This window comes from Rheinheimera sp., from assembly GCF_030690345.1.
Classification (GTDB): domain Bacteria; phylum Pseudomonadota; class Gammaproteobacteria; order Enterobacterales; family Alteromonadaceae; genus Alishewanella.
Genome location: NZ_JAUYGV010000007.1, coordinates 15,358 through 33,162 on the forward strand (window position 1 = coordinate 15,358; position 17,805 = coordinate 33,162).

At 47.3% G+C, this 17,805-nt stretch carries 12 protein-coding genes; 9 read left to right on the forward strand and 3 right to left on the reverse strand.

What is annotated here, in order from left to right; translation table 11 throughout:
* Nucleotides 1–2: 2 nt before the first annotated feature.
* The 3 genes from priC to dinG are packed head-to-tail and all read right to left on the reverse strand — an operon-like array spanning nt 3 to nt 3,377.
* Nucleotides 3–542 (reverse strand): primosomal replication protein PriC, encoded by a 540-nt coding sequence (priC, locus tag Q8O77_RS10700; RefSeq protein WP_305552862.1) that lies wholly within the window; start codon nt 540–542, stop codon nt 3–5.
* Nucleotides 543–1,325 carry a TSUP family transporter gene (locus tag Q8O77_RS10705; protein WP_305552863.1) on the reverse strand — a complete coding sequence of 261 codons (783 nt, stop codon included), beginning with the start codon at nt 1,323–1,325 and terminating at the stop codon, nt 543–545.
* A 12-nt stretch (nt 1,326–1,337) separates the two neighbouring features.
* The gene (gene dinG, locus Q8O77_RS10710) at nt 1,338–3,377 is read right to left on the reverse strand and encodes an ATP-dependent DNA helicase DinG (protein WP_305552864.1); all 2,040 of its coding nucleotides are present in this window, start codon (nt 3,375–3,377) and stop codon (nt 1,338–1,340) included.
* Nucleotides 3,378–3,869: 492 nt separating this feature from the next.
* Between dinG and Q8O77_RS10715 the strand changes: the two genes are divergently transcribed.
* The 9 genes from Q8O77_RS10715 (at nt 3,870) to dnaX (ending at nt 17,739) form a co-directional block, all read left to right on the forward strand.
* Nucleotides 3,870–6,692, forward strand: a complete 2,823-nt coding sequence (locus Q8O77_RS10715; protein ID WP_305552865.1) for a TonB-dependent siderophore receptor — start codon at nt 3,870–3,872, stop codon at nt 6,690–6,692.
* 80 nt (nt 6,693–6,772) lie between these two features.
* The gene (locus Q8O77_RS10720; RefSeq protein ID WP_305552866.1) at nt 6,773–7,747 is read left to right on the forward strand and encodes a class I SAM-dependent methyltransferase; all 975 of its coding nucleotides are present in this window, start codon (nt 6,773–6,775) and stop codon (nt 7,745–7,747) included.
* Between the two features lie 260 nt (nt 7,748–8,007).
* Nucleotides 8,008–10,974: a TonB-dependent receptor gene (locus Q8O77_RS10725; RefSeq protein WP_305552867.1), complete on the forward strand. Its 2,967-nt coding sequence runs from the start codon at nt 8,008–8,010 to the stop codon at nt 10,972–10,974.
* A 102-nt stretch (nt 10,975–11,076) separates the two neighbouring features.
* Nucleotides 11,077–12,555: a sulfotransferase gene (locus Q8O77_RS10730; protein ID WP_305552868.1), complete on the forward strand. Its 1,479-nt coding sequence runs from the start codon at nt 11,077–11,079 to the stop codon at nt 12,553–12,555.
* A 91-nt stretch (nt 12,556–12,646) separates the two neighbouring features.
* Nucleotides 12,647–13,066, forward strand: coding sequence for a hypothetical protein (locus Q8O77_RS10735; RefSeq protein ID WP_305552869.1), 420 nt, complete (start codon nt 12,647–12,649; stop codon nt 13,064–13,066).
* Nucleotides 13,067–13,120: 54 nt separating this feature from the next.
* Nucleotides 13,121–13,975, forward strand: coding sequence for a DUF692 domain-containing protein (locus Q8O77_RS10740; RefSeq protein ID WP_305552870.1), 855 nt, complete (start codon nt 13,121–13,123; stop codon nt 13,973–13,975).
* A 4-nt stretch (nt 13,976–13,979) separates the two neighbouring features.
* Nucleotides 13,980–14,741, forward strand: coding sequence for a DUF2063 domain-containing protein (locus tag Q8O77_RS10745; RefSeq protein ID WP_305552871.1), 762 nt, complete (start codon nt 13,980–13,982; stop codon nt 14,739–14,741).
* A 234-nt stretch (nt 14,742–14,975) separates the two neighbouring features.
* Nucleotides 14,976–15,524, forward strand: a complete 549-nt coding sequence (gene apt / locus Q8O77_RS10750; protein WP_305552872.1) for an adenine phosphoribosyltransferase — start codon at nt 14,976–14,978, stop codon at nt 15,522–15,524.
* 46 nt (nt 15,525–15,570) lie between these two features.
* Nucleotides 15,571–17,739 carry a DNA polymerase III subunit gamma/tau gene (gene dnaX, locus Q8O77_RS10755; RefSeq protein ID WP_305552873.1) on the forward strand — a complete coding sequence of 723 codons (2,169 nt, stop codon included), beginning with the start codon at nt 15,571–15,573 and terminating at the stop codon, nt 17,737–17,739.
* The last annotated feature ends 66 nt before the right edge of the window (nt 17,740–17,805 follow it).

The window sequence follows — 17,805 nt, forward strand, 5'->3', positions numbered from 1 at the left end:
GCTTAATTACGCCGCTCCAGTTCCTGAATCTGCTGCTCTATATCAAACAGCGCTTTGCGGCAACGGCCTAACCTGGCATGTAGCGCCAGACCGCGCTGTATTGCCTCTGCTGAGTTATCCCGCGCTGCCAGGCTAATCATGTCTGACAGGCGACGCTCAAATTCCTGGGTGTCACTCAGTTGCTGGTACAGTTGCTGGCTGCCGGCGTTAAACTGTTGTACTAACGCCGCCACTTTGCGGCCTTTGCTGGTAGGTTTGCGCCGCACATCAACATTACGAAATGCTTGCGTTAAGGCTGCTGTTTGCTCACTCAGGCGCTGTGCCAGGCGTTGTTTGGCTGCCATGCTCAGCTTAGCGTCATGCAGATGAGTTAAGTTGCGCTGTGCTTCGGCAACGTAGTCGGTTAAGTGCGGCGAACGACAACTGAATACCGTGCTGTCAAACCAGTTCTGTGGTTTACCGGGTAGTTGTTGGCGGTCAATACTTTCAGCTTGTTGGCGTAACTGTTGTAATTGATGGCTCAAAGTGCCCTGTAAGTCCATTTAATTGCTCCAGGCTTGCCAGGCCAAACGCAGTGCTATTGTCATGACCACACAGATAAACACCGGGCGGATAAAGCGGCTGCCAAACTTAATAGCAGAATGCGCACCCAGCCAGGCACCAAGCATCAGGCACAAACCCATTGCAATGCCCAGCGCAAAGTTGACATGACCCAGTGCAATAAAGGCAACCAGTGAGAACCCGTTACTGACAAAATTCATCGTGCGTGCCACACCACAGGTCAGCAGCAGGTTAATGCGGTACATCGCCATGGTCGATACCATCCAGAATGCACCGGCGCCCGGGCCGGCTATGCCGTCATAAAAACCCAGCGTTAGCCCCTGCATGCGTTGCTGCCAGAACAACTTAGAGTCTTCAGGTGGCAACTGCAACTTGTCATCGGGCTGCATACGGTTAAACAAGGTGTAAATGGCGGCAAGCAGGATCAGCAATGGCAACACTTTTTCCAACGCTTCTTTACTGATCATGTCTACTACCAGGGTACCCAGTACCGCGCCGATGGCAGTAAACAGTAAGCTGCGACGCCAGTACAGTGGGTTAAACAGCCTTTTACGGTAATAAGTCAGTGATGCGGTAAAAGAGCCAAAGGTTGAAGCCAGCTTATTAGTGCCCAGCACTACATGCGGTGGCAGGCCGGCAGTGAGCAGAGCCGGTACTGTTAACAAGCCGCCGCCGCCGGCAATAGCATCGATAAAACCGGCAGCAAAAGCCACAGCGCAGAGGATAAGTAACACAGAGGGTTCTATGGCCAGTTCAGCAAACAAGGTTCTTTCCTGCTAATACTCAATTTGTCGACGAAACGGCGGCAAGGCATTCAGCATTGCAGCGCCGTAGGATTTAGTCACCAGGCGCCGGTCCAGAATTACTATCCGGCCTTCATCCTGCTCTTGCCTGAGCAGTCTACCACAGGCCTGCACCAGTTTCTTCGAGGTGGCCGGAATAGTCAGTTGTAAAAAGGCATTACCGCCTTTTTTGCTGATAGCTTCGGCTAAGGCCTCTTCCAGCGGCGATGTAGGCACGGCAAAAGGTAGCTTGGTGATCACCAGATTGGTTAATAACTTGCCCGGTAAATCCAGCCCTTCGGAAAAGCTTTGCGTGCCAAACAGAATGCTGGTGCGGTTGTGTTTACTGTTTTCACCATGTAACTGCAACAAAGCCTGGCGTGAGGCTTCGCCCTGCACCAACAGCGAAAAACCTGTTTTGCGCAGCGCTTCTGCCACCTGCTGCATTTGCCAATACGAAGCAAATAGCACCAAACTGGCCTGATCGTCGGGCAAATACTGCGGCAGTAAGCTTATCAGCTCGTCAGTATAAGCTTGCTCAGTGGGCTCACATTGCATTTTCGGAATAACAATTTGGCCTTTTTCGGCATAGGCAAAAGGTGAAACAACCTGCAGCGTTTGTACGCCATCAAACTGGGTTAAGCCAAGATCATACTTAATGTACTGAAACGAATTAAGCGCCGTTAACGTTGCTGAGCAGAGGATCACGGCGAAGGCATCGTTAAATAACAACTGTTCCAGCTTATTGGCCACGCCAAGCGGGCAGGCATGACCAACTATATACTGGCTTTGGCTTTGCAGCTCAACCCAGCGTGCCTGGTAGACATTTTTGTCCTGCTCTTGGGCATAAAGTTGCCACAGCGCTTGCTGTTGCTCAAGCTTTTGCCGCAGGTAACTTAACTCCTGCAACAGCGCCATACTCTGTTTTAATGGTAACTGTTGCTCAGTAACGTTTTCCTGCAACTGCTGCTGAATCTTCTCTACCTGGGTTAGCGCTTTTTGGCTTACCTGCGCCAGTTGCTCTGCTTGTTGCTGTAATAACTTGGGCAGGGCAGCGTCGGCGAAGCGGTAGTCGGTTTTCTCGCTAAACCAGCGCGGCTTAAACTCTGTAACACAACGCTCTACCGGTTTGAGCAAGCTACTGAGTTCATTACAGCTGTCATCAAAACGCAGCAGTTCTTTCATTACCGTGGCCGGTAACAGCGTAATCAGTTGTTGTATGGTTTTAGCGGCTTTTTCCAGCCAACTATTATTGTGGGTCAGCTGGGCTTGTGCGGCGAAAAACTCACGTGCGCTGTCCGGTAAATGGTGTGCTTCGTCGATGATGTACAACGTTTCATCCGGCGGTGGCAGTATGCTGTTGCCGCTGGCTAAATCGGCCAACAGCAGTGCGTGGTTCACCACTAAAACATCGGCAGAGCTGACTTCGGCGCGGGCTAAATGAAACGGGCAGTGCAGATGACGCCGGTCTGTTTTACTGCAATGTACCGGGTCGGCCACTATGCGTTGCCATAAGGTTTCTGCTAACGGTGTGGCCAGGGTATCTCTGTCACCTAACCACTTACGGTGCTGCCAGTTATCCAGCAAAGCTTGCCAGTCAAAAGCCGCATCGGCGGCAGTGGTAAACAGTTCAGGATGCTTCTGCTGCTGACGCACCCGCTCGATACAGGCATAGCGTTGCCGCCCTTTTACCAGGCTGAATTCAAACAGCAACTTACTGTGCTGCTGGAAAAACGGCAGATCTTTATTTACCAGCTGTTCCTGCAACGCCACGGTAGCGGTGGCAATGACTACTTTTTTCTTTTGCGCCAATGCATAAGGAATAGCAGCCAGCATATAGGCCAGCGATTTACCGGTACCGGTACCGGCTTCAATTAACCCAATACGCTCATTACGGTGATAAGTGCCGGAGATAATTTTTGCCATTTCCGCCACCAGTTGATTCTGTCCCGGCCTGGATTGATAGTTCGGCAGAGCAGTTTTAATGTGTTGATGAATAGTGCGGATTTGCGTTTTAAGCTGGTCTGTTAACATAAAGGTTATGTGTTTTTATACAGTTGTTGAATTGTATACCGATTACCAGAGGTTAGCAAAAACTGTTAACTAACAAAGTAATCGAAATTTAGTTCCGCCGTGTGTAGATTAAATGATGTAAGGAATATGGATTCTTGTAATCATTATTTTACAGTACGTGAGATGGCCGATGAGCTCAAAACATACGCATTAACGGCTGCATGCTGGCTTGTCTCGCACAACATTTTGATTTTATAGGTTATATTTTAATGTCGTCGGATGTGATTACTGGGTTTGGTTTCAATATGCAGAGTATTTATCGGCCACTGATCAAGCTCGACAGCAGGAATTACAAATTGTTCCGTAAAAGCTGTTGACCCTGCTGAAAAATTACGTTTATTATCACTAGGCGACAAACCGGAGGTTATCCGGGGTAAACGGAGTGCCAAGCGCCGTAAAAGGTTGGTAACTGTTAAAAATAGAATCACTAGATAGTGGTCCAGGGAGAATTACATGTATACGAATAATAAATTAAGCAAAGCCGTGCGCTTAGCTCTAGCATTTGGCGCTGTTTCAGCCACAGCGTTTACCGCATCAGTGACTGCAGCGGAAGAAGACGAAGTTGCAAAAGTTGAACGAATTGAAGTTACTGGCTCACGTATTAAACGTACAGATTTAGAACAATCTGTACCTGTTACCGTAATCGATCGTGCTGCCATTGATTTATCTGGCCAAAACTCTATTACCGACGTAATCCGTGGTACTACTTTTAACTCTGCCGGTTCTTTCCGTCCTCAGTCAGGTAGTTCTCAGCAGGGCGTTGCAACGGTTAGCATGCGTGGTTTAGGTGCTTCGCGCACGCTGATTCTGGTTGATGGTCGCCGTTTACCGAATTCCCCTTCAGCAGGTCAGGGCCAAGACTTAAACGCAGTGCCACTGGCTGCTGTTGAGCGTATTGAAATACTGTCTGATGGTGCTTCTGCTGTATACGGTTCTGATGCTATCGGTGGTGTAATTAACATTGTTACCCGTAAAGATTTTAATGGTGTTGAATTACGTTTAGGTGCTTCAGAAATTAGCCTGCCTTCAGAGGGCGGTGATCGGGAAGAAGGTTCCGTTGTATTTGGTTCTTCTAACGATACAACCCGGGTTATCGGTGGGGTGTCATGGAATAACCGCGATATTATTTTCGAAAATGCTTATTCGTGGGTTCAACCAGGCGCATCTATTTACGGTAACAACTATACAGAAACTAATAACAGCCAAGGTTTCCGCTCTATTCCCGGTGGCTGTACAGCGGAAAACTTTATTTTAGGCAATCCGCTTAATAATAATGCGTTGATCAACGAACCAGCTGATATTGAAGATGTGCAACCGGAAGAATTGACCACAATTGATACCTATCAGCAGTGTGGTTATAACTTCAACGCCACTAACGCGAACGAAGCATCTACCGGTACTCAGGGCTTGTTCCTAAACGCTGAACACCAAATTAACGACGATTGGCGTGTATTTGGTAATTTCAGTGGTGCTAAAACCAAGTCATTTGGCCGTTATGCACCATCGCTAAACGATCCTGGCAGCACATTGAATGCTGACAGCTGGAACAACCCGACTAACCCTGACAACATTGCTGCTGGTGGTGTATATGACGCAGCGTCTGTTGACGGTTCACGTGATCAGGACAATTGGGAAGGCAATAGCGTGTTCCCTAATGCCGGTGAAAACCGCGATTTGAAATACTGGCACCGTTTCGCTTCTATCGGTAATCGCGATGGCTATGACGACTCTTATGCTACTGACATCTTAGTGGGTGCTCAGGGTATGGTTGGTGATGTAGATATTGACTTCGGTGCACGTAAAAGCAAACAGAAGTCCTACAGCATAGGGTATAACTACCTGTTACGCAGCGCCGCTGATGATTTGGTTAATATCACCACCGCAGACGTAGTGGCTGGTCAGGCTGCTGATCCTAATTTTGTGTTCTACGACCTGCGTGATCCTTTAGGCTCACGTTATGATGATAATGCTGATCAATCCACTGCTTATCAGCAGCTGGTTAAGAGCATGAACGTAACTATTGCCCGTGTAAGTGAATCAGTGCAGAAAGAAGTATTTGCGTCTGCCAACTTTGATCTGTTTGAAATGAACGCCGGTATCGTTCAGATGGTGGTAGGTGCTGAGTACCGTGAGGAAGAATATAGCGACCAGTATGACTCACTGTCCGAAGCTGGTGTAGTAGGTGGTTCAGCCGGTAACTCTGCAGGCGGTGGCCGTGATGTTAAATCTGCTTATTTCGAAACGTTGATCCCTCTGCTTGATAATTTAGAGGCTACTGTTGCTGGTCGTTACGACAAATATTCAGATTATGGTAATGATTTCTCGCCAAAAGTGTCGTTCCGTTATGAGCCGTTAGATGGTTTAGTGGTGCGTGCGTCTTATGGTCAGGGCTTCCGTGCTCCTACTCTGGACATCATTACTCAGCAACCTTCATCAGGTAACCCTGGTGTAGAAGATGCCGCTACCTGTCTTAACTTTGGCCAGCTGGCTGACTGTGAAGTGCAGGTTCGTGAGATTACCCAAGCTAACCCTAGTTTGAAATCTGAACAATCAACGCAGTACTCATTGGGTGTTGCTTATCAGCCAACCGACTGGTTAAATTTTGCTGTAGATTATTACAACATTGAAATTGAAGACCGGATTGCGCTTTTTGGTGCTGTTGAATTAATTGCATTAGAAATTGCCGGTGACCCGATTCCTGCTGGTTTAGGGGTAATTCGTGGTGGTAACCCGCAGCCTGTTCCGGGCGGTAATCCCAACTTGCCTATTCTTAGCGTAAATGGTGGTTATGCGAACCAAGGTACTTGGGAAACATCGGGTTTAGACTTCAACTTTAAAACCAATTTTGATTTTGGTTCATGGGGCCGTTTAAACCAAAACTTGCAAGTTAGTTATGCACTGGACAGCACAGTTGATGGCGGCCGTAATTTGGTAGGTGAGCGTAACCCTGGTATTCCGGGTTCTATGCCGCGCAGCCGTGTTGCATTTGGTAACGTATATACTATTTCTGACTTCGATTTAAGCTGGAATATCAACATGATTGAAGGTCAGAATAGATACAGAGACTTAAGCACAGTTCAAAGCTTAGGTAGCTGGACTACACATGACCTGCAGGTAACTTATAATACACCATGGAACAGCAAGATTTCGGTAGGCGCATTGAACGCGTTCGAGAAAGCACCGAAGTTGATTAATGCTGGTGGTCGTAACTATAACTTCAACCTGTATGACGCATACGGACGTGTAACTTACGTTCGTTTCACTCAAACTTTCTAAGTTAGAGAGCATCTTAAAAAGGCAGGTTTTCCTGCCTTTTTTATTTGCCTGAAGAGTTGCTACGAGGGTTTATCTTTCAGATGACACAAAGTAAAGAGCATTGGAGCCATTATTGGCAAAATAGCAAAAGCTTGAATAGCTTTAGTGAAGGTGATGCTGCATTGGGATATACGGGAAACTTGCAGTTTTATTGGCATGATGTTTTTAGCAGAACAGCGACAGGTGCTGTTATTGTTGACATTGCATCAGGCAATGGTGCTTTGGCAATTTCAGCCGTAGCATTTTCTGAACGGAATAACAAAAACTTTACTGTATATGCATGTGATATCGCGGATATAAAGCCTGAAGTCCTTTTTCAATCTGACCCGGATATTTTAACACAACTTAAAAAAGTCCAATTCTATCCCGCTACGGCAATAGAAAATCTTCCTTTTGAAAATAATAGTATCGACCTGATTATCAGCCAATTTGGTTTTGAATACGCCAATCAGATTGAAGCGGTTGCTGAATGTAATCGTGTATTAAAGCCAGAGGGCTGTTTCAATGCCCTGATACATCATGCCGACTCTTTTATCTCTAAAGATTCTGAGGCAGGTTTGGCGTTCTACAAGCATTGTCTAAGCGAAGCGGGGTTTTTAACGCAAGTAGAGCAGTTATTAATTTTGGCGGAAAGCTGCTTGCTGAAAAAAATATCACCGACAACGAATGTGGATTATATTGCACAAAATAAAATTCTATTCAAAATCGCGACTGATCTAAAAGTACAATGCAGTTCCACTGCTGCAGCATTCTGGTGTGATGATTTACTGCGTCGCTTAGCTCCGGTTTTAGCCAGTCCAAGGCCTGGTAATCTGACTTCCTTTCTTAGCTTCAGGCATACTGTTGTCTTATATATGGCCAGGCTCGAAGATCAGGTAAATGCCACTTGGTCTCAGTACAACAAAGATAATTTTATCAACACTTTCCAATCCAATTTAGCTGCGTTGCGGGTTACGCCATTTTATGAAGAAAAGGCGCTGTTTGCCTGGAGTCTTTATTGGCATAAAGCTGATTAACAGGGCGGCTATTGATATCCACCAGGCAAATATTGTAGCAAATTATAACTCTTTGCGCTGAACTGCTTAAATCATATGCTCATGGAAAGCTCTGTTACCTCTATGTTTATTCGTGATGACTACAAGATAGCTCTATCCCATTTATCGATTTCATTTTTTTTTGTCAGAAGGTTGTAGTCAATAGGTATATCTGTTAAAGATATGGTGTGTAACGAAATGTAACACGCGCTATAAAAATAAAAATCCAAGGAGAATAATAAATGAGAACTAAGTTTTTCAGGAACACGTTGACGGCTGCGGCAGTTGCTGCGTCATTGGGGATTGTCCTCCCCGCAGCAGCTCAGGATGTCTCGCGCGGAAATCTGGTGGGTCAGGCACAAGATCAAAGTGGTCAGGTTATCAGTGGCGTTGAAATTATTGTAACTAATTTAGAGACGGGCTTAGCCCGAACAGTCACATCAAACGAAAGCGGTAATTTTCGCTTTCCGTTGTTGCCGCCAGGAGCTTACTCGTTACAAGCAACTAAAGCTGGCTATGGCGTTGTGGCTGAAGAGAATGTGAATGTTCGCGTTGGTGGAAGTACCAATATGGACATCGTGCTTTTGGCAGAAGGTGCGGTTGAGTCGATTGAAGTACGTGGTTCTCGGATAGCGATGCTCGATACTATGTCGTCTGAATCTCAACTGGTGGTAAGTCAGGAGTTTTTATCTAAAATTCCTGTGCCACGCGATTTAGCGTCGGTGGCACTATTAGCACCAGGGACAACAAAAGGTGATTCTGCTTTCGGTAATCATGCCTCGTTCGGTGGTTCATCTGTCGGCGAAAATGCTTATTATGTTAATGGCTTAAACGTAACTAACTTCCGCAATGGCTTGGGTGGTGCTGAGTTACCTTTTGAAATGTATGAGACGTTTGAAGTAAAAACGGGTGGTTACTCAGCTGAATACGGTCGTTCTACCGGGGGCGTAATTAACGCCAGAACAAAATCTGGTTCAAATGAATTTCAGGCAGGCGCCAGCGCTTACTTTGAGCCTTCATCATTGCGCTCTGACAGTCCGGATGTCACTCTGACAGATGAAGCTGCTATCGAAGAGAATGCAACTCCTTATTACTTGGTTAATAGCAATGATAAAATAGGTGAGAATAACCTTAATTTATGGGCTAGCGGTGCCATTATCCAGGATAAACTGTTTTTCTTCGGTTTGGTTAATTATAAAGATCGCGTTAGTGACTACTCAACAGACACATTATTTTATAAACGTGATGCCGGTGATCTGTTGTACGCAGCTAAGTTAGATTGGTACATTACACCAAATCACATACTGGAATTCACAGGTTGGGATAGTTCAAGCGAGCTTGATACCAGTAAATATGACTACGATTTTGCCACTAATACACGAGGTGAATTGTTTGGTGATTATGTACTGGAGCGAGGGGGCAAATCTTATGCCTTGCAATACACTGGTATTTTGACTGACGATGTTACCATTAGTGCGCTTTATGGTGTCAATGAAGCCTCGTACAGCAATGTTAATGCTGGTGATACAGCGATAGGTGCTGTTCACTTTCCATCAGGTCGGCAGTTCACTCAGTTTGGTTTAAACTCGCCATCTGTGCAGGAAGACGAGCGCACGGCGTATCGTTTTGACGTGGACTGGTATGCGCATGAAGATCACACTTTGCGCTTTGGTATAGACTATGAGGATATGAAAGCATTTGAAGAAACTACCCGCGTAGGCGGAACTTTGTATCAATATCAGAACTGTGCCAACAGCGATGCTGTTGCAGCTGGTGATTTACTGGACGCCGAATGTGCCCGAGTGCGTTTTAATACTTACGTGAATGATGGCTCATTCCAAACTAAGTCGAGTGCTTTCTATATTCAGGATACCTGGCAGGTAACTGACAATATTGTGGCGCGTATTGGTTTACGTAATGAAACGTTCGAAAACTATAACAAAGCCGGTGACAAGTTTGTTGATGTGACAGACCAATGGGCACCTCGTGTCGGTATCAGTTGGGATATAAATGGTGATGGCGAAAGTAAAGTATTCGCAAATTATGGCCGTTATTTCCTGCCTGTAGCGACCAATACCAACATTCGTCTGGCAGGTGATGAGCTATATACTATTACCATTTATGACGTGCTGGGGATAAATCCAGATTTAACGCCGATAGTGGATGAAGATAATGTTGTTGCAGGTGCAGTATACTCTGACGGTACGTTAAAAGGTACTTTAGAGACTGTAAATGCTGACTTGGACCCAATGTATCAAGATGAGTTTATTCTTGGATATGAGCGAATGCTTGGCGACAGCTGGTCAGTAGGTATTAAAGGTACTTATCGCGAGCTGAAAAGTTCATTGGAAGACATAGCTATAGATTATGGTTTTAATGAGTATCTTGAGCAAGAGTTCGGTTCAAGCTGTACTATTTGTTCTGGCTTCCATTATTATGTTCTGACGAATCCTGGGCAGGCCATTACTATCACTACAGATCCGGATGGTGATGGTCCGTTGGAAAACCAGCAGTACACTATACCATCAGAACTGTTAGGCTATCCAGAAGCCAAGCGCCAGTACGGAGCCGTAGATATTAATCTACGCCGTGCTTTTGATGGTTTATGGATGCTGGATGCTACTTATACCTGGTCTCATAGTTGGGGTAATAATGAGGGGTTTGTCCGTTCAGATAATGGACAAGATGATTCCGGTTTAACGACCAACTTTGATCAGCCGGGTTTAGTTGATGGGGCTTACGGCAATTTACCAAATGACCGTCGTCATATGGTTAAAGTCCAGGGCTCTTACTCCTTGACTGAGGATTTCAGCTTGGGTGCAAACTTCCGTTGGGAGTCTGGTCGTCCTCTTAGCTCATTCGGCTTCCATCCAACCGATGCGTTTGCGTCTTTATATGAAGCAGAGTCATTTGTTAAGGATGGTCAATTGGTTAAACGCGGTTCAGAAGGCCGTACTTCAAGCAATTGGACATTGGACTTAACAGCGCGCTATGAAATGGACTTCCGTGGTACTGATATTGTGTTCCGTGCTGATGTATTTAACCTGTTTGATAATAATCGCGTTACTGAGCGTAATGAAGTCAATGAAATTTATGCTGGCGAGCGTGATGATGGTAGTTATATAGGCGGACCAAGCGCGCTTTATGGACTACCGGATGCATATCAGACGCCGCGTTATGTTCGTCTGAGTGCTGAAATTAAGTTCTGATAATTTGACAGCGATTTTGCTGGTTGTTTTATAGCAGGACTGAATAAAAGCCGGGGAATGGTAACATTTCCCGGTTTTTTACTAAGGATTACAGGAGTCAACGTGGTCAGTCAGTATGATTTAAATGATATTCTCTGTGTTGTGCGAGAGGGGAAGAGAACTGAAGCGCATGCTCTGATCGCACATTTCATTGAAAAAAAACCAGATTTGAAAACAGACTGGTTAAAAGTTTCGGCGTTGGCATTGCGCATTGGCGATACTAACCTGGCAGCACAGGCCGCAGACCTATTTCATCGTAGTGGTCCTAAAAATGCAGAAACAGATATACAGTACGCTGGTTTGTATGCAGAGATAGGCGATCTGGATAGGGCTTTACAAGTTGTTACCCCCTATATCGTGCGTAAAGTGGCTTTACCTTCGGTGTATCATCTGGCGGGCACAGTACAAGCTCAACAGGGCAAATTGCACGAGGCCAGATTAAACTTACTGCAGGCACTGGCTTTGGCGCCCCAACTGGGGATCAGCTGGTATACCCTTGCCAATATTGTAGATTTCAACCAGCATCCAGGCTTGTTGCAAAAGATGGAGTTAGCGTTTAGCCAGCTACAGACTGATGACCAACGCAACATCCAGCAATTTATGTATGCGTTGGCAAAAGCTTTTAATGATCGGCGCGATTATAATAAAGCATGGGAGTTTTATGCCGCCGGTGCTCAAGTAATGGCTAAGCTTAATGGGTATTCTGTCGACAATGATACGCTTGAGATTAATCGGATTATTGCTGGTTTTACTAACGCGGCCTTGCAGACGTTGCCACAATCCAGAAGTTTGTATCATAGAGCTGTAGCGGTCTTGGGGTTACCTCGTAGCGGTACTACTCTGTTAGGGCAAATGCTTTGCGCGCACAGTAAAGTGAAAGGGGCGGGCGAGTTTAATGCTATAGGTGCAGCATGCATGCACTTGCGTGAAGATAACTTTACTGATTTTCCGTCTTTTATAGCGCGACATGGGCATTCGGCTGCTGCTCTTGAACACATAGCGAATGTTTATCAGCAGGTCGCAGAGCAACGATACTCTGGTCAAGGTTATATTATTGACAAATCTCTTAATCTGAACAGACACTTCGGTATATGGGCTCAAGCAATGCCTAAAGGGAAAGCCGTTTATATTAGTCGTAACGATGAAGACACTGCTTGGTCTTGTTTTAAAAGTAACTTCAGATCTCGAGCTGGTTGGAGCTGGTCTATACCTCATATAGCTGCCTATATAAAGAATGAAAGGCAGTTGTTACAACATTGGCAGAAATTGTATGCAGATCGTATTTTGCATATTTGCTACGAAGACTTGGTAAGCAAACCAAAAGAGGTATTAACCAAGGTATGTCAGCACCTTGATTTACAATATGAACCCAGCATGCTGTCTTTTTATAAGAATAATGGCCCGGTGTTCACCTCTAGTGTTGGTCAGGTGCATCAGCCTTTGCATCAAGGGAATGTAGGTTTATCGCAGCACTACCCTGATTTTGTCTCGCAGCTGGCTCAGGCCAGCAAAGTTGCTGGCGAACAGCTGGATATTAGCTGATTTTGTCATGGACTTGCAGATCAAAATTTTGAAATAATATTTGAAATGTGTCGGTCTGCTTTTTTGCAATTAACACACAACAGGTGAAAACATGAAAACAGTAAAACATTCAAACGTGGCAATGGCAGTAGGTGCTTTGGTATTTGGTTCGCTGGCGACTGTAGCTATTACAGCCAATGCCAACCCGTTTACGGCTATGGAACTGGCGTCCGGCTATGAGATGGCGGCGGGCGAGGGCAAATGCGGCGAAGGCAAGTGTGGTGAAGATAAAGCCAAAAAAGCCAAAGAGAAAATGAAAGATGGCAAATGCGGTGAAGGCAAGTGCGGCGAAGAGAAGATGAAGGACAAAGCCGAAAAAATGAAAGACAAAGCCAAAGAAGGTAAATGTGGCGAAGGCAAATGCGGTGAAGGTAAGTGCGGCGAAGAGAAGATGAAAGAAAAAGCCGACAAAATGAAAGATAAAGCCAAAGAAGGCAAATGCGGTGAAGGTAAATGTGGCGGTAGTGTATAACGCAGCCAGCTAAGGCCTGCAATTGCAGGCCTTTTACTTTGCAGGAGCCGTGTAATGATAGTGCCGTCAACCCCGCCGTTAGCCGGATCAGGCTTAGGCCTGCGCCGCGAAATGCTGAGCGATATACTTAGCGCTAAACCCGCTCAAATTGATTTTTTTGAAGTGGCGCCGGAAAACTGGATCCCGTTTGGTGGCAAGCTGCAAAAACAGTTTGCTCAACTGGCCGAGCAGCATCGTTTTATTTGTCATGGTTTGTCGTTGTCAATTGGCAGCCCCGAGCCGCTGGATGTGGTGTTTGTGCGCCAGGTAAAGCAGTTTTTGCGCCGCTACAACATCAGTTTATACAGCGAGCATTTAAGTTATTGCTCCGGTGCCGGCCATTTGTACGATTTAATGCCGATCCCTTTTACGCAAGAAGCAGTAAGTTACGTGGCAAAACGGGTGCGCCAGGTGCAGGATATTCTTGAGCAACCTTTGGTGCTGGAGAACGTATCCTATTATGCCGCGCCTGGCCAGCAGATGTCTGAGCAGGATTTTACCCTTGCTGTGCTGCAGGAAGCAGATTGCCAGCTGCTGCTGGACGTGAACAATATTTATGTTAACTCGGTAAATCATCGTTATGACGCACTGCAGTTTTTGCGTGCTATGCCGGGTGAGCGTATTGCTTATTATCATATTGCCGGCCACTTTAACGAAGCCGACGATTTACTGGTAGATACCCACGGGTCAGCGGTGACAGACCCGGTGTGGCAGTTACTGGTGCAGGCGTATCAGTTGCATGGTGTGAAACCTACGTTATTGGAGCGCGATTTTAATATCCCTGAGCTGAGCGTGTTATGCGAAGAGCTGGAGCAGATCAAAATGTTGCAGCAAGGCGCCGCTGCTGACGACCTGGCGTTAAGGGCTTAAACCAATGCAGTTTCAGCAGCTACAACAGGCGTTTATCGCCCATATTAAAGACCCGCAACAGCCGGCACCTGCCGGGATTGAAGATCGGCGCATGGCGATTTACCGCGAGCTGTTTTTTAACAATGTGCAGGGCTTTGTCAGTACAGCTTTTCCGGTATTAAGGTCGTTATATAACGATGCTGATTGGCAGCAGTTGGTGCGCCGCTTTTTTATCGGCTATCAGTGCAGCAGCCCGTACTTTTTGCATATTGCCGAACATTTTCTGCATTACTTGCAACAAGACTACCAGATGGCTGAACAGGACCCGGTGTTTATGCTGGAGCTGGCGCACTATGAATGGGCAGAATTATATCTGGCGACCAAACAGCTGCCATGCGTTGAAACTGCTGTCAGCGCCGATCAGGTGGCCACCAGCGCACTACAGTTATCCGGGCTGAGTATGCTGCTGGCTTATCCATATCAGGTGCATCAAATAAGTGTTGCTTACCAGCCGGCCCAACCTGGCGAAGTGCAGTGCTACCTGTTGTACCGTAATGTTGCAGATGAGGTGAAGTTTGTGCTGATTAACCAGCTGACCGCGGCGTTATTGCAAACACTGCAGCAAGCCCCCGGCAGTACACAGCAGCAATTGGTACAGCAACTGTTACCGCTGTTACCGCAGTTTAATGCGTCGCAGTTACAACAGGGCGCTGTCAGTTTATTACAGGACTTTGCCGCAAAAGGTGTATTGGTGTCTTTTCAAGCAGGGCAAAATTCATTACCATAGGCGCCCTTAATTTCGCTGATGACAGAAGAGAAGTGTAATGGCAGACGAAAAGTTTAAAGAGTCGTTCAACCTGTGGCAATTTCTTGCCCTGGTGGCAGTATTCGTGTCCTTACTGTGCCTGGCGCCGATAGTGCGTTGGTTTCAAATTCTGGCATAATACAGCAACAGTATTGAAGGCCGCCTGAGGGCGGCTTTTTTGTCCCGGCCGGGACGCTTAATAAAAGGTTTTCCAACATGGATAAGCAAGCTTTAGCGCTTGAGTTAAAACAAGTTATTAAAACGGTTGTGGATTACCCGAAGCCGGGCATCGTATTTCGTGATGTGACCAGCCTGATGCAGGACGGCCCCAGTTTTAAAAAAGTCATCGACGCTTTTTGCCAGCTGTATGCAGATAAAGGCATTACCAAGATTGTCGGCACTGAATCACGTGGCTTTATTTTTGGTGCGCCGCTGGCCTATGCGCTGGGTATTTCTTTTGTGCCGGTGCGTAAGCCGGGCAAATTACCGCGCCAGCGTATTTCACAAAGCTATCAGCTGGAATATGGCGAAGATGCCTTAGAGTTGCATGCCGATGCGATAGTGCCGGGCGATAAAGTACTGCTGGTAGACGATTTGCTGGCCACCGGCGGCACTATAGATGCTACCGCTAAGCTGGTACGGCAACTGGGCGGCATTGTTGATGACGCTGCTTTTGTTATTGCTTTACCTGAGCTGGGTGGCGTAGCACGGCTGCAGCAGGCCGGGTTAAATATCCTCAGTTTGGTTGAGTATAGCGGCGAATAAGTTTAGTCTGTGACAGATTACCACAACCAAGATATCAGCAGCCGTTATGAGTTATCAGGTATTAGCCCGTAAGTGGCGCCCGCAGCATTTTGCCCGCCTGGTTGGGCAGGACCACGTAAAAAATGCGCTGGGCAATGCGCTGAGTAATAACCGGCTGCATCATGCCTATTTATTTACCGGCACCCGTGGTGTCGGCAAAACGACCATAGCGCGTATTTTTGCCAAAAGCCTGAACTGTGAACAGGGAATTACAGCCACGCCCTGTGGCCAATGCTCTGCCTGCACTGAAATTGATGCCGGTAACTTTGTTGATCTGTTGGAAATTGATGCGGCCTCCCGCACCAAGGTAGAAGACACCCGAGATTTACTCGACAACGTGCAATATGCTCCCAGCCGCGGTCGCTTTAAGGTATACCTGATAGATGAAGTGCATATGCTGTCTAAACACAGCTTTAATGCGCTGCTGAAAACCCTGGAAGAACCGCCGCCGCATGTCAAATTTCTGCTGGCTACTACTGATCCGCAGAAGTTGCCGGTTACGGTTTTATCGCGCTGCCTGCAGTTTAATTTACTGGCGTTAAGCCCGCTGCAAATAGAGCAGCATCTGGCGTTTGTGCTTGGTGAAGAGCAAATACCCTTTGAACAAAGCGCACTGACGCTGTTGGCGCGCGCGGCCAAAGGCAGTTTACGCGATTCGTTAAGCTTAACCGATCAGGCTATTGCGCAAAGTAATGCCAATATTACCCTGGATACGGTGCGTACCATGCTGGGCTTTTTGGATCAAAGCTGGGCGCAGCAATTGTTGCAGGCCATTTTGGCGCAAGATGCAGCGCAGCTGCAAATTCAGCTGGCAGCGCTGGTACAGCAACAAAGTAATTTTGCTCAGGTATTAGACGACATGTTGTCTATCCTGCACCTGGCAGCGTTAACCCAGTTTAGTGACAATGCCGCGGCCTTTTCTGAACAGCAGGCTTTTGTGCGCCAACTGGCGGATACTTTAGCGCCGGCTCAGGTGCAGCTGTACTATCAGCTGTTGATCAGCGGCAAAAAAGAGCTGCCTTATGCACCGGACCCGTTAACCGGTCTGGAGATGGCCTTATTGCGGGCGATGGCGTTTGTGCCGGAGACACTAAGTAACGCGGCAGCACCGGCTAAAGCCCCAATAGCGTTGCCGCTTTCTGCTGCCACAGCAGTGCAAGCCCGCGCTACAGAGGCTAACAGCGCACAAGCTGTAACAGAAACGCCTGCAGAAACTCCAGTAATACCTGCTGTTGCTGCAGAGCCTGCGGTACCGGCAGCCGCCGGCACAGACCACAACCTTACAGCAGCGGCGGCCTTACCGGTTGACGGCGATATACCAGCAAACCGCGTTGCTCAGCCGGAAACGCAAACCCGCCCAGCAGCGGATGCTGCAGAGCATAGCGCCGGTATTGATCCGGTAACGGCGCGCATTATGGCGCGGCGTGGCGTACAGGTAACTGCGGCGCCGGAGCCAAAAAAGCCTGAGCGCCGTGAGGCGCCGCATGCTGCAATCGCGCCTGAGCGCCAGGGCAGGGCCGCAGCGACTGCTGTGTCGTCCCCTGATGTGCCGCCGCAAGCTACCCCTCTACCAACTCCGGCAGCGGCTACGGCATCTGCGGAACCTGAGCGGCACAGTGACGATGCTTACGAGCCGGATGATAGCGACATGCCGCAATATGATGCGGCAGCGGCGGATGCATTATGGCAACAGTACGAGCAGGATGTGCAGCACGTTGCTGCGCCGCCGGTGGCGCAGGCCCCGACACACAGTTTTGATGGCAGTATTAATGAGCAGAATTTTTCCGTCCGTTTTGCAGCTCAGGTTGATGCCTGGGCTGCGCGGGTAGAAAGCCTCGATACCGGCGGCTTAAGCCGGCTGTTTTTACTCAATGCCGCTATGCAACTGGATGGTAATAAGCTGAGTTTAACCGTGGCGCAAAGCCAGCAGCATCTGGATAAAGATAGCTTTCGTACTAAGTTACAACAGGTGCTGGAGCACAGTTTCAATCAGCCATTGAGCATTGCTATTACCTATCAGAGCGAGGTGGCGCAAAGCCCGTTATCTATCCAACAGAAAATTGTGCAGGAACGCTTTGGTTATGTCAGCCGGCTGCTGCAGGAAGACGAAAAAGTACAGCAACTGCAACAGCTGTTTGATGCACAGCTGCTACCCGATACCATAGTGGTAAACTAGCGGTTTAAGCTGTGCGTTAAGTGCGCATAACTTGTATTTTGGCGACGAAGTTATTATCTTGTCGCC

Excerpts from the sequence above, each read along its gene's own strand:
- priC (WP_305552862.1), bottom strand. The coding sequence starts at position 542 with ATGGACTTACAGGGCACTTTGAGCCATCAATTACAACAGTTACGCCAA.
- dinG (WP_305552864.1), bottom strand. The coding sequence starts at position 3,377 with ATGTTAACAGACCAGCTTAAAACGCAAATCCGCACTATTCATCAACAC.
- Q8O77_RS10715 (WP_305552865.1), top strand. The coding sequence starts at position 3,870 with ATGTATACGAATAATAAATTAAGCAAAGCCGTGCGCTTAGCTCTAGCA.
- Q8O77_RS10720 (WP_305552866.1), top strand. The coding sequence starts at position 6,773 with ATGACACAAAGTAAAGAGCATTGGAGCCATTATTGGCAAAATAGCAAA.
- Q8O77_RS10725 (WP_305552867.1), top strand. The coding sequence starts at position 8,008 with ATGAGAACTAAGTTTTTCAGGAACACGTTGACGGCTGCGGCAGTTGCT.
- Q8O77_RS10735 (WP_305552869.1), top strand. The coding sequence starts at position 12,647 with ATGAAAACAGTAAAACATTCAAACGTGGCAATGGCAGTAGGTGCTTTG.
- Q8O77_RS10740 (WP_305552870.1), top strand. The coding sequence starts at position 13,121 with ATGATAGTGCCGTCAACCCCGCCGTTAGCCGGATCAGGCTTAGGCCTG.
- Q8O77_RS10745 (WP_305552871.1), top strand. The coding sequence starts at position 13,980 with ATGCAGTTTCAGCAGCTACAACAGGCGTTTATCGCCCATATTAAAGAC.
- apt (WP_305552872.1), top strand. The coding sequence starts at position 14,976 with ATGGATAAGCAAGCTTTAGCGCTTGAGTTAAAACAAGTTATTAAAACG.
- dnaX (WP_305552873.1), top strand. The coding sequence starts at position 15,571 with ATGAGTTATCAGGTATTAGCCCGTAAGTGGCGCCCGCAGCATTTTGCC.